Origin of the sequence: Paenibacillus sp. 1_12, assembly GCF_900114475.1 — a bacterium.
Taxonomy (GTDB): Bacteria; Bacillota; Bacilli; order Paenibacillales; family NBRC-103111; genus Paenibacillus_S.
Genome location: NZ_FOTE01000003.1, coordinates 461394 through 473561, shown reverse-complemented (window position 1 = coordinate 473561; position 12168 = coordinate 461394). Strand labels below are relative to the sequence as shown.

General features: G+C 43.2%; 10 protein-coding genes and 1 riboswitch. Of the genes, 2 read left to right on the top strand and 8 right to left on the bottom strand.

The genetic code is table 11. From position 1 onward, the window contains the following. Positions 1 to 26: 26 nt before the first annotated feature. Complete coding sequence (locus BM210_RS09740) at positions 27 to 695, bottom strand: 3D domain-containing protein (RefSeq protein WP_091167419.1); 669 nt, start codon at positions 693 to 695, stop codon at positions 27 to 29. A 237-nt stretch (positions 696 to 932) separates the two neighbouring features. Between BM210_RS09740 and BM210_RS09735 the strand changes: the two genes are divergently transcribed. Beyond that, a complete protein-coding gene (locus BM210_RS09735) occupies positions 933 to 1685 on the top strand; it encodes an MBL fold metallo-hydrolase (RefSeq protein ID WP_091167417.1) in 753 nt (250 codons plus the stop codon). A 140-nt stretch (positions 1686 to 1825) separates the two neighbouring features. On the opposite strand, the gene thrS is transcribed toward BM210_RS09735, so the two are convergent. Next, the gene (gene thrS, locus BM210_RS09730; protein WP_091167416.1) at positions 1826 to 3766 is read right to left on the bottom strand and encodes a threonine--tRNA ligase; all 1941 of its coding nucleotides are present in this window, start codon (positions 3764 to 3766) and stop codon (positions 1826 to 1828) included. 419 nt (positions 3767 to 4185) lie between these two features. Further along, entirely contained in the window at positions 4186 to 5097 is a 912-nt protein-coding gene (gene ytxC / locus BM210_RS09725; RefSeq protein WP_091167414.1) for a putative sporulation protein YtxC, read from the bottom strand. Between the two features lie 131 nt (positions 5098 to 5228). Between ytxC and BM210_RS09720 the strand changes: the two genes are divergently transcribed. Continuing rightward, complete coding sequence (locus BM210_RS09720) at positions 5229 to 6317, top strand: GGDEF domain-containing protein (RefSeq protein WP_091167412.1); 1089 nt, start codon at positions 5229 to 5231, stop codon at positions 6315 to 6317. Positions 6318 to 6391: 74 nt separating this feature from the next. On the opposite strand, the gene BM210_RS36210 is transcribed toward BM210_RS09720, so the two are convergent. The 5 genes from BM210_RS36210 to metA all read right to left on the bottom strand — a co-directional run bounded on the left by BM210_RS36210 (position 6392) and on the right by metA (position 11833). Next, positions 6392 to 6628 carry a DUF6199 family natural product biosynthesis protein gene (locus BM210_RS36210; protein WP_091167411.1) on the bottom strand — a complete coding sequence of 79 codons (237 nt, stop codon included), beginning with the start codon at positions 6626 to 6628 and terminating at the stop codon, positions 6392 to 6394. A 236-nt stretch (positions 6629 to 6864) separates the two neighbouring features. Continuing rightward, positions 6865 to 8001, bottom strand: a complete 1137-nt coding sequence (gene mqnC, locus BM210_RS09710) for a cyclic dehypoxanthinyl futalosine synthase (RefSeq protein WP_091167409.1) — start codon at positions 7999 to 8001, stop codon at positions 6865 to 6867. A gap of 118 nt (positions 8002 to 8119) precedes the next feature. Then, positions 8120 to 9493: an EAL domain-containing protein gene (locus tag BM210_RS09705; protein WP_177237730.1), complete on the bottom strand. Its 1374-nt coding sequence runs from the start codon at positions 9491 to 9493 to the stop codon at positions 8120 to 8122. Positions 9494 to 9728: 235 nt separating this feature from the next. Beyond that, positions 9729 to 10910, bottom strand: coding sequence for an aminotransferase class I/II-fold pyridoxal phosphate-dependent enzyme (locus BM210_RS09700; RefSeq protein WP_091167406.1), 1182 nt, complete (start codon positions 10908 to 10910; stop codon positions 9729 to 9731). Further along, positions 10907 to 11833: a homoserine O-acetyltransferase MetA gene (metA, locus tag BM210_RS09695; RefSeq protein ID WP_091167404.1), complete on the bottom strand. Its 927-nt coding sequence runs from the start codon at positions 11831 to 11833 to the stop codon at positions 10907 to 10909. Before metA ends, BM210_RS09700 begins: the two co-directional genes overlap by 4 nt. A gap of 108 nt (positions 11834 to 11941) precedes the next feature. Beyond that, positions 11942 to 12082, bottom strand: a riboswitch (SAM riboswitch). Between the last annotated feature and the right edge of the window lie 86 nt (positions 12083 to 12168).

Below are 12168 nucleotides of genomic sequence, written 5' to 3'. Positions count from 1 at the left end.
TTTTATGTTGGTAAGTTTTTGAATTTTTATAACAATAATTCGCTGACTAGTTGATTCCACATCACTGTCGTTATTTTACCATCACCTTTTTTAACGACAAAAACATGCAGCGTCTTTTTACCCCATTCTTTATAAACCTGGTCCTTTGTTTCAAAATAAAGATCGATCCGGTTACCTTTAATTGCACTCCCTGTATCGGCAACAACTCCATATCCGTAACCCGGTATGTACAGCACAGAACCTATCGGAAATACGGACGGATCAGCCGCAATGGTTGAGAGTGAATTTTTGTCGCGCTGCACCTTTAAGCCAGAGAACGTTACCCCATACTCGGGATGCCCCGGATTTTTCCCCGTCGATTCCTTCCCAGCAAAATAGCCCGTAGCAACAACTTCTGTCGCTGTGTATTTGGACAAATCCTGATTCAAATTAGGCAATATGCTATAGTTGTTTGTACGTTCGTATTTAACCTCAGATGTTTGAAGCTCGGCCGATTCTGCCTTCACAGGCAATGACTCTCTTGATACCATTGACGTAACACTAGCACCTTCCGATAGCATCTTCTGCACAGCAGAAGGCTCAATTCCCCAACTCGAGGCTGCCATTTGCTCTTCCTTCTCGAAGCTCATTATCAGTAGCATCATAATTGTTGCTACACAGATCCATTTTGCATGATTTACCGCTTTAGGTAACATACTTGGATATACCACCCCTTACTATAGGAGGTTTTCCAAAATGGAAAATAATTATACCAAGCAGTCCAAATCACGAAAAAACATACCCATTGGACTCGGAATATCACCAAAATGAATCCTTATAACTATTGACTAATATTTATTTATATGTTACAATAAAATATTTAACTATTGACTATACTCTTTTCGTTTACTATGATAATACATAGTTCTTCATTAAACGTCTAGAGGGATTCTATGAAAATAGCAGCCGGATTAGAGATGCTCGAAATCTCAGCCATAGTGATGGGGAAGCTCGACACCATTCACCCCATACTAATATGGGACGATGAATCAGCTATTTTGGTAGATACAGGTTATCCTGGACAGCTGCCCAAATTTCAGGAGGCTTTGGAAAACGCCGGTGTATCTTGGGATCGGCTCAATCACATCATTATTACCCATCAGGATCTGGATCATATCGGGAGCTTGGCCAACATATTGGCGGACAGCCCACAAGTGATTACCGTCTCAGCCAACAAGCTGGAACAGCCGTATATTCAAGGTGAAAAGCAATTAATAAAAATTACGCCGGAAGCTATTGAGCTCGCTGTGTCATCCTTGCCAGCTGAGGTACCCTTAGAATGGCGCAAAGCATTTAGATCCGTTCTTGAAAATCCGCCAAAAGCACAGGTTGATTGTATCTTAGAGGATGAGCAGGAGCTGCCTATCGGTGGCGGCGTTATCGTCATCCATACTCCCGGCCACACCCCAGGGCATATTAGCCTGTTCCACAAACCGAGCAAAACCTTAATAGCGGCTGATGCGATGGCCGTAATCGACGGACAATTGCATGGACCCACTCCAGAGCATGCTGTTGATATCCAGTTAGCCACACAATCACTTCACAAGTTTATTCAATATGAAATTGAGAACGTCATTTGCTATCACGGCGGTCTCTATAGAGCCAACAACATCCATCAACGGATAAAAGAATTGGCTACCGTTTAGTCAGATTGAAGCTTGCATGCGTTCAATTCTGACTATCCTATATCTCCGTAAAAAAGTTCACAGGATGAACTGCTCATTCACAGCCCCTCACATACAAACAAACGGACCGCTCCATTAAGGAACAGTCCGTTTTACCTTTATTAATCAATAACCTTATTGCGAATGGCTGATTCGATCATGTCTACTACACTATCCAAGCTTTGCACACCCAGATCACCTTCACCGCGTTTACGGACGGAGACACTGGAATTGTTCATTTCATTTTCCCCTACAACGAGCATATAAGGGATTTTTTCCAGCTGCGCCTCACGGATTTTATAGCCCAGCTTTTCGTTACGCAAATCGGATTCGACGCGAACTCCAGCGAGCTGAAGCTGCTCTTCCACTTTCTTGGCATAATCTTCAAAAGCTGTAGAGACTGGAATTACCTTAGCCTGAACCGGTGAAAGCCATGTAGGCAACGCACCAGCAAAGTTCTCAAGCAGGAACGCCGTCATCCGCTCCATAGTCGAAATCACGCCACGATGGATAACGACTGGTCGGTGCTTTTGACCATCTTCACCGACATATTCCAGCTGGAAGCGCTCTGGCAGCAGGAAGTCAAGCTGAACGGTTCCGAGAGTTTCTTCTTTTTTCAATGCAGTCTTGATCTGCACATCTACCTTCGGTCCGTAGAAAGCCGCTTCGCCTTCTGCTTCAAAATAAGGAATATTTAACTCCTCAACTACCTCTTTCAGCATACGTTGGGACATTTCCCACATCGCATCATCCGGGAAATATTTTTCCGTATCTTTAGGATCACGGTAAGACAAGCGGAAGCGGTATTCCTTGATACCAAAATCCTCATAAACTTGACGGATCAAATTAATAACCCGGCTGAACTCTTCCTTAATCTGATCGGGACGACAGAAAATATGCGCATCATTCAAATTCATCGCACGTACACGGTGTAAACCAGTTAGCGCTCCTGACATCTCATAACGATGCATCATGCCAAGCTCGGCTACACGAATCGGTAGATCGCGGTAGCTGCGCATATCGCTCTTATAGATCATCATATGATGCGGACAGTTCATAGGACGAAGAACTAGCTCTTCATTATCCATAATCATTTTGGGGAACATGTCTTCCTGGTAATGCTCCCAGTGTCCCGAGGTTTTGTAAAGCTCTACATTAGCCAATACAGGCGTGTATACGTGCTGGTAGCCGAGACGCTCTTCCAGATCGACGATATAGCGCTCCATAGTACGACGCAGCTTGGCTCCATGAGGCAGCCATAACGGCAAGCCTTGTCCAACTTCACGTGAAAAAGTGAACATTTTCAGCTCTTTGCCCAGCTTACGGTGGTCACGCTTCTTTGCTTCCTCCAGCAGATGCAAATGCTCGTCCAAATCCGCTTTTTTCAAAAAGGCTGTTCCATAAATACGCTGCAGCATTTTATTTTTGGCATCACCACGCCAGTAAGCACCAGCAACGCTAAGCAGCTTGAATGCTTTAATACGACCGGTTGAAGGCAAATGCGGGCCGCGGCATAAGTCAAAAAACTCACCCTGATCATAAATCGTCAGCACAGAGTCCTCTGGCAAATCACGGATCAGTTCCAGCTTTAAAGGATCTTCCATTTCCGTGAATATACGAATCGCTTCCTCACGACTAACCTCGCGACGGCGAATTGGAAAGTTTTCCTGAGCTACCTTTTCCATTTCCTTCTCGATTTTAGTCAAATCCTCCGGAGTAAGCGGCGTTTCCAAATCAATATCATAGTAAAAGCCATCCTCAATTACAGGACCGATACCCAGCTTAACAGCCTTTTCGCCATAAATACGTTTGATCGCCTGTGCCATCAAATGCGCCGTACTATGACGGTACACCTCAAGCCCATTCTCGCTATCTAATACGATAATTTCCAATGCTGCGTCCTGCGTAATTGGCGTATTCAAGTCAACCGATTTGCCATCGATTTTACCAATCACTGCATTTTTCTTCAAACCCGAGCTAATGGAGCCAGCTACTTCTTCAATTGTAGTCCCTTGCTCATACTCCCTAACCGCTCCATCAGGAAATGTAACCTTTACCGCCATTGTTTTGACCTCCTAAAATTTTCGCAGAAAATTTACTTCGTAAGCATCTACTTTGTTTTCGTAGAAAACTTACTTCGTAAGCATCTACCCAGTTTTCATGAAAAATTTACATCGTAAGCTTTTACCGAAATTTAAACAACAAAAAAAGCGCATCATATCCCGTAAGGGACGAGAGCGCTTGATCTCGTGGTTCCACCCTAGTTCAATTCGTCGATAGGTGTAAACTAACCGAACGAATCCTCATAAGCATCCAATAACGGAGAATGAGCCGGCAACATTTACTTACGGATAGGCAATCAGTCCGTGTTCCATATCGCAACTACAAAGGGGTAAATGAATGTCGTTAACCGAAGGAGCTTACAGCCTATGTCTCCTATCTCTGTACAGCACTTCAAACATCGTTGTCTTTGATTTTAGTCTTAGCTCTTATTATAATCCGATACCGCGAAACGGTCAAGATTATGACATAATCCGCAATATTCGCACAGTTCAACACGATTCTCAAAAATCTGTGAGATCGTTTGTATAATTTGTTGGTCTGGATCTCGGGTATGGATATATATCAGCTGCGGAGAAACGGAAATGAGCGTACTTACGATCAAATCTTCAAAATTAACATCTTTCTCCAGAAGCTCCATCGTTAAGGTTGCATTCGTTTCACTCGTATCAATATTTTCCATTCGATCATTAAGCAGTTCAAACTCATTGCCGCCTTTATGTATAAGGTGTGCAAATGGTATTTTTGCCTCCTGTATATATACAAAATATTGCAGCAGTGAGATAAATTCTTTGTATTGTCGATCCATTAAAAACTCATCTACGGCGTATTCCACAATTTCGCGCAGCTCCTGCATATAATCATGGAATCGAAACCGCATGAAACCGCTCAAATTCAAATCTTTGCTATCCTTAAGTAAAGCGAATAGCTGCTGACTGACCTTTAGATTCCGACGCGTCCGCATTTCCAGCTGTTCTGGACGATCCTCGCTCAACTCCGGCTTAAGATAACTTAATATTTCTCTGATATCCTCTGCTTTGTCATATTGAAATTCATGGACAATAAGCTGACGAAGCCGTTTTTCTTCCTCATCTTGAATGACCCAATCCGCTGCCGTCTCAGCAGCTAACTGATATAATGCTTCTAATTGCTGCTTTGTGGAAAAACGCACCTGATTTCCTATTGCTTCAATGACTGAATAATCACAGTACCTTGACAGCTTAACCGATGCATCCTCCTTGTATGTTTTTTTCAAAGCCGCCGCTAACCGATTTTCAATCTGATTTATGGATGAATCGGGGGTTTGCATAAGGGTAAAGGCGAATAGCTTCATCTCATCCACTCCTTTCTTTACACTTCTCATGTTAAAGTATATGGTCCCTTGCAGGCATATATACAAACAACAATTTCCCATGGTATAGTTAAGAAATCAGAAAAGCATAATTAATGGAGTGACTGTAAAACATGGGTTTTGATTTATTCCAATTAATTGATCTACCACGATGGAATCGGAAAATATTAACTGGCTTCTGGCTAATTATTGCTTTAGCTATCTTCTCTACGTGCATATATGATGTTATTGCTTGGTTTTCCAATTCCCTTCCTATAGAACCCATCATAACCTTGAATACGATATGGCTGTGCATTGGTTTACTCGTTATTGAAGCCGTTCACAAGTGGACACCCAGAGGTAAAGACTACATCGTCATTTGCGGAGCAGCTTTTGTAGCTAGTGGGCTGATCTACTCTTTTCCTGATTTAAACTCGTTATTGACGGTCTTATTTCTTCCCATTCTAATATCCATCTTTTATTTCCAAACCAGTAAAGTGGTATTCTCATATTTGCTCAGTCTGGTATGCTTTTATGTGCTGTATGTCGTATTGGATCAACAAACCACCACGTGGATCATATCCGATGTAATCGCAGTAACGGGAGTATTATTAGTAGGGCTGGCGGTTGCACTTGGGATAATGAGCCGCGGCAAGGAGCTATTGAAGCATCTTCAATCATCTTTGGAGTCCGGTCAAGATCTGCTCGTTCGTAATGTCATTATGGACAAGCTGGCCAAAACCGATGCCTTAACCGATCTTTACAATCATATGTCATTTCATGAATATTTAGATAAACTAATCGATCAGGGAGAACGCTATAACTTTGCTTTTCAGCTCGCCCTGCTGGATATTGATCATTTTAAAAAAGTAAATGATAGCTTTGGCCATCGAGCTGGTGATGCCGTGTTGAAAAAGGTCGCTCAAACCATAAAATCGATGGTTTCCCTCAACGATTTCCCTGCCCGCTATGGTGGAGAGGAATTCGCAATTATTTTCACGGACATGGATCTGCAGGAAGCTACGTTAAATCTCGAGAACATCCGAAAACATATTGCCACACAACCTCACGAGGAATTGAATGGACAAGCAGTAACCATCAGTATCGGTGTCTATGATTTTCAAAAAGGGATCACAAAAGAAATGCTGTTTAAGGGTACAGATGAAGCTCTCTATGAAGCCAAAAGAAGCGGCCGCAATCAAACGATTATATATACAGGTTAAAAAAGCAACGTTCCAGTGTTAGATCTGGAGATCGTTGCTTTTTTTCGTTACAATGGGATATTCATTTATCCACATTATCCTCTAGTCCAAACAAATATCCAAAACGAAATGCCAATAGTGGCAAACAATATCCCCATAATTCTTTGCAATACGAAATAAGCTTTCGGTGGCTCCCTTAAAGCCTTCCAGCTTTGTGTGATCTTCCAAAAAGTATATGGAGCAATTGCCATGAATAACGCGGCTCCAATCCAAAATACAAAGAAGATAGCGACAAAAATGCCGAAAATCTTTAGTTCCGGAGGAACAAACATATTCTTCTCAGCACCTCTCTAACGTAAATGAAACTTGTACTATTTTAATTAAATGCGTCTCTTGTTCCTTATTATCCTTATTATACCATTTGGCATATCGCTACAGGTGATCATTTAGTGTAGACAAAAGACATCTCGTATATCTCTGCGAGACGACAAACAACGCTTATCCATATGTCATCCCACAAGTGGATTCATATAGATAAGCGTTGTAATGTTGATTTTCTAATTACCCTTTAGTTCTGCATCACAAAATCAAAATCGATCTTTTCGTTGACATCATCGAACATACGCAGAATCTCATATTTCGTATTGCGCTGCGCTGGGATTTTACCTGCCTGACGGATCAGATCAAGCGTCGATCCGATTTTACCTTTGTGTGTGGTCCCCGCCGCAGACACGACATTTTCTTCAATCATGGTGCTTCCGAAGTCATTACATCCATAGTGGAGCGATTGCTTGCCAACCTCTGGCCCCATGGTCACCCATGACGATTGGAAATTCGGGATATTATCCAGCATGATCCGGCTGATCGCGAGATTTTTCAAGTAAGCCTCGGGACCCAGCTTCTCCGCCTTCATGTTGGTGTTGTCAGGCTGGAATGTCCAGGAAATAAAGGCAAGGAATCCCGGTGTGTTCCAACCCTTGGCGATACAGAGATCTTGTCCGTCACGAACACGCAGTAAGTGCGTAGCGCGCTCCTCAGACGTTTCACCGAAGCCAATAACCATAGTAGCCGTGGAATGCATCCCGATCCGATGCGCTGTTTCCATAACGTCCATCCAATCACGCCAGGAGCCCTTCAGCCTACTGATTTTTCTGCGAGTCCGGTCATCTAGGATCTCAGCTCCGCCACCAGGCAATGAGTCCAAACCGGCCGCATACAGCTCACGAATGACCTCTTCAAGCGTAAGACCGCCCGAGACATCCTTCATTTTCATAATTTCGGCAGGAGAGAAGGAATGCATCGTAATATCGAAACGTTTCTTGATCTCTCGAAGCAGGTTTGTATAGTAAGTGAAAGGCAGATTTGGATTCGTTCCGCCCTGCATCAATATTTCTGTACCTCTAACATCCAGTGTTTCCTGTATCTTTTGGAAAATGGTTTCATCAGGCAGCACGTAGCCTTCCGTGGAGCCAGGGGCACGGTAAAAGGCACAAAAACGACAGTATACATCACAAATGTTGGTGTAGTTAATATTTCTGCCGATGACAAAGGTCGTGATCGGATCCGGGTGGTGCTTTAACATAATCTGATTGGCGGCATGGCCCATCTTTTCAATCTGATCAGATTCATATAAGTTTACACAGTCTTCCAGACTGATTCTGTTTCCTGCGACTGCACGATCAAGGATGTGGTCTATGGAGCTCATTCTCTGCTCACTCCTTTTTTTATAACTATCGTATCACAATAAAAAAGCCCCGTCATTAAAAAAGAGCCTGTGAATGAGCAAGCAGTGCTTACCATTCACAAACTATTCATAGTCATGGTTATGCTATTACGCTGCAAATCTGTCGGTTTTGCTGAATTTTTTCCGTAATTGAACGGCATTGCAGCATGCGTTCCGGATAAGCAACGATCGGTTCAGGTCTTGCAAAATAAAATCCTTGACCCATGTGTACATGCATTTTATACAAAATATCTGCTTCTCCTTGACTCTCTACGCCTTCAGCAATGACCTGACAGTTAATATTTTCCGCAAACAACAGTAATGCGCGAAGCAGCGACTGCTTCACTACCAATTGGTCGATATTTTGAATAACTGATTTATCGATCTTGATAATGTCGGGTATGAGCTCGGATATCGATTGCAGACTCGAGTAGCCTGCCCCCGCATCATCAACAGCAAATCGGAAGCCATGCGAGCGGTAATTGGCCATTAGAGCACCCATGTAAGCAAAATCGCGAATGGAATGGCGCTCCGTAATTTCCAATATGATCTGGGATGCAGATATGTTATCGTATGCTGATAAAACCGTTAGCAGTTGATTCAAAAATAAAGGATGACATAAGGTCACCGGAGTTACATTAATAAATACCTGTTCGCGTATGCAGCGCTTGCTTATTTCCTCTAACGCTTTTTTCATTACAATAAGTTCCATTTTAGATAACAAGTCAGCCTGATAGGCAAAATCAAAAAGCTCTGTAGGTGTATGAAAAACCGAATTCAGCGGTCCACGCGTCAATATTTCCCATCCAAAAATCTCACCGCTGTTCAAGCTCATGATCGGCTGAGCCAATACGGTGATTTTTTCCATATCAATAATATCGAGAAGCTCTTGTCTGGACTTGGAAAAGTGGGAAGGCAGCTTTCGGGTTGCTATCGCCAATGCATAATGATAGGAGCTGCGGATTGCGGCTTCCGTATTTTCAATATCCATCCCTATGACATGGCATCCTGTTTGAAAGGAATAGATCGCATCCTCGTTGGGGCGCGTAGGAATACGCAGGCTCTGCTCGAGCTCCCGCCGCATCAATAGTGTTTTACGTTGTAATTCATCAAAGCTAAAATCTGGGTATTCTTTAATGAAAATGCAAAAGTCATCGCTCGCGAACTGTTTAATGCCTAAAAGGTTTGAGCTTTTGAAGTAACGAGGCAGCATTTCAAGCAGTTTCTCACGTACGAGCTTCTGCAAATTTTGAATATAGGGGTATGGATGAGTAGCAAATAAGTGGTGAAACTCCTCAAAATAAAATAAAAGCATACCAATGCGCTGTCCATTTCGACGATACTTCTTAATCATCGATACAATCGGATCACGAATAATAAAATCTGGGGGGAAGTATTTCAAAGATTTGTTGGATAAAGGAAGAAGGTACAGCAATTTCAATCTTTCTTTCCACTTCTGTAAGACAGACTGCATCGTTCTCCCCCTCTGACTAAGGCTGAAGTTCATATCATTATTCTAATTTTGATCATATCATGAATTAACATATGGTGAATACATAAAAAGCAATGGAAATGAAAGCGCTCTTCTACAAATATTAAAAAAATAGCCGACGAATGTCAACTATCATTCCATCGGCAACATAAACTGGCAATATTCGACAAAGGATAAGTACTTCTTCAAATCGGCAAGCTGCTCATCCGCTTATATTTTAGGCTCCTTCAATTTCCGCTTTGGCCAAGTCAATCGCCCTGGACAGGTCAGCAATTAAATCCTCTACATGCTCAATTCCTACAGAGTAGCGCAGCAAACGGTCGTCCAACCCGATTCGCTCACGGATTTCCACCGGAATATCAGCATGGGTTTGTACAGCAGGGTAAGTCATCAACGACTCCACACCACCAAGGCTTTCAGCAAAAGCAATCAGCTTAATATGACGCAAGATCGGTTCAACGTATCTGGCATCTTTTAGTTTAAAGGAGAAAATACCAGCGTTTCCTGAAGACTGCTTCTTCTGTATTTCATAACCTGGATGACTGGTGAGCGCTGGATAATATACAGAGTCTATACAAGGGTGCTCCAGTAAAAATTCTGCAATCCGTGTTGCATTGTATTGATGGCGCTCCATACGAAGGGCTAGAGTTTTCATACCTCTCATCAAGAGCCAGCTATCCTGCGGTCCAAGCACAGCCCCAATGGAATTATGTAAAAATGCCATTTGCTCGGATAATTGTTTGCCTTTGGTTACGATCAGACCCGCCAGCACATCGTTGTGTCCGCCCAAATACTTGGTCGCACTGTGAATAATAATATCCGCACCAAGCTCAATCGGACGCTGGAAGAATGGGGTCAGCAACGTATTATCAACAATCGTCAGCACGTTTTTCTTTTTGGCCCAATTGCACACGAGCTCCAGATCCGTGATCATCATTAGCGGGTTCGTTGGTGTCTCAATTACGATTGCCTTTGTATTTGCGGTGTAGTGCGACTCCAATGCATCCAAATCATTGGTATCTACATAAGAGGCCGTTACACCAAACCGGGACATGATTTTTTCCAGCAAGCGATACGTGCCTCCGTACAAATCCAGCGATACGATCAGATGATCACCTTGACTGAATAGGGCAAATATCGTTTGCAGCGCCGCCATACCGGAGCTGCAGGCAAATCCTGCGTCTCCGGATTCCAGCTCGGCAATCGCATCCTCAAGCACCTTACGTGTAGGGTTTTTGGTCCGGGAGTAATCGAAACCCGTGCTTTGTCCAAGCTTGGGATGACGAAACGCCGTAGCCTGGTATACCGGGAAGCTAACTGCTCCCGTTACCGGCTCCTCCTGTGAACCAATTTGAGCCAATCTGCTTTCGATTTTCAGTTTATCCTGTTCATTGCTCATATACTATACTCTCCTTTATACAAATCATAAGGTGTCTCTTGATATACATAGTAATTCAACCAGTTGGAAAACAATAAATTGGCATGTGCCCTCCACGATACGAGCGGCTCCTTGGACGGATCATCGTTGGGATAATAGTTTTTTGGAACAGCCACTTCCATACCTTTATTGATATCACGGTCATATTCATACTTCAGCGTACACGCATCATATTCCGAATGTCCGGTAACGAATATATGTTTGCCATCCTGCGTAGCCGCGATGTACACGCCTGCCTCTGGAGATTCGGATAATATGTCCAATGCCGCAATCTTTTCAATATCGCCTCTGCGGACCTCGGTATGACGGGATTGCGGCACCCAGAACAGCTCATCAAAGCCGCGCAGCAGCTTCACATTCTGCTTGCTCGTTACATGCGGGAATACCCCGAACATTTTGCTGTCCAGTGGATATTTCGGCACTCCAAAATGATGATACAAGCCAGCCTGAGCCGCCCAGCAAATGTGCAGGGTCGAAGTCACATTTTCCGTGCTCCAATCCATAATTTCCTTCAGCTCTTCCCAATAGTTCACATCTTCAAAATCCAGCTGCTCAACAGGTGCACCGGTAATGATCAAGCCATCAAATTTTTCTTGACGTACATCATTAAACGTTTTGTAAAATTGCTCCAAATGCTCGGCTGACGTATTCTTCGAGGTATGCGTTCCTGGGTGCAGCAGTACAAATTCCAATTGTACCGGTGTGTTGCCGATCAAACGCAAAATTTGAGTCTCCGTTGTTTCCTTCGTCGGCATCAGGTTCAAAATTGCGATACGCAGAGGACGAATGTCCTGATGAAAGGCTTCCGTCTCGCTCATCACGAATATATTTTCGTTCAATAAAATTTCTTTGGCTGGTAAATGATCAGGGATTTTGATCGGCATAGAAATTCACTCCTTCTTGTGTAAGTTTTGATTTTTTTACGCAAAAGGACGCTAAAAAGGCCTTTTTCGCGCGAACGAGAAAGGCCTTGTTATCAATAACAATGTCCCTTCTCATCTCTCAGAAGCTTCGTTCGCTTCCGCAAGAATTAGCACCGTGCATTCCACTGTCACACGCTTACGCGATATGCCAAAGGTTTGTCGGTTGCCGGGTGTCATCGGGCTAGTCCCTCCACCTGCTCTTGATAAGAAAAGTAATTACCTATTTTTCTTTATATTATTTACTACAACCTGATTAAAGTCAAGAGTGCAGAATAAATTTCACATTCGGGTCCCTG

Coding starts and splice junctions, on each gene's coding strand:
- BM210_RS09705 (WP_177237730.1), bottom strand. CDS start 9,493: ATGCAGTCTGTCTTACAGAAGTGGAAAGAAAGATTGAAATTGCTGTAC.
- mqnC (WP_091167409.1), bottom strand. CDS start 8,001: ATGAGCTCCATAGACCACATCCTTGATCGTGCAGTCGCAGGAAACAGA.
- BM210_RS09740 (WP_091167419.1), bottom strand. CDS start 695: ATGTTACCTAAAGCGGTAAATCATGCAAAATGGATCTGTGTAGCAACA.
- BM210_RS09700 (WP_091167406.1), bottom strand. CDS start 10,910: ATGAGCAATGAACAGGATAAACTGAAAATCGAAAGCAGATTGGCTCAA.
- ytxC (WP_091167414.1), bottom strand. CDS start 5,097: ATGAAGCTATTCGCCTTTACCCTTATGCAAACCCCCGATTCATCCATA.
- BM210_RS09720 (WP_091167412.1), top strand. CDS start 5,229: ATGGGTTTTGATTTATTCCAATTAATTGATCTACCACGATGGAATCGG.
- thrS (WP_091167416.1), bottom strand. CDS start 3,766: ATGGCGGTAAAGGTTACATTTCCTGATGGAGCGGTTAGGGAGTATGAG.
- BM210_RS09735 (WP_091167417.1), top strand. CDS start 933: ATGAAAATAGCAGCCGGATTAGAGATGCTCGAAATCTCAGCCATAGTG.
- metA (WP_091167404.1), bottom strand. CDS start 11,833: ATGCCGATCAAAATCCCTGATCATTTACCAGCCAAAGAAATTTTATTG.
- BM210_RS36210 (WP_091167411.1), bottom strand. CDS start 6,628: ATGTTTGTTCCTCCGGAACTAAAGATTTTCGGCATTTTTGTCGCTATC.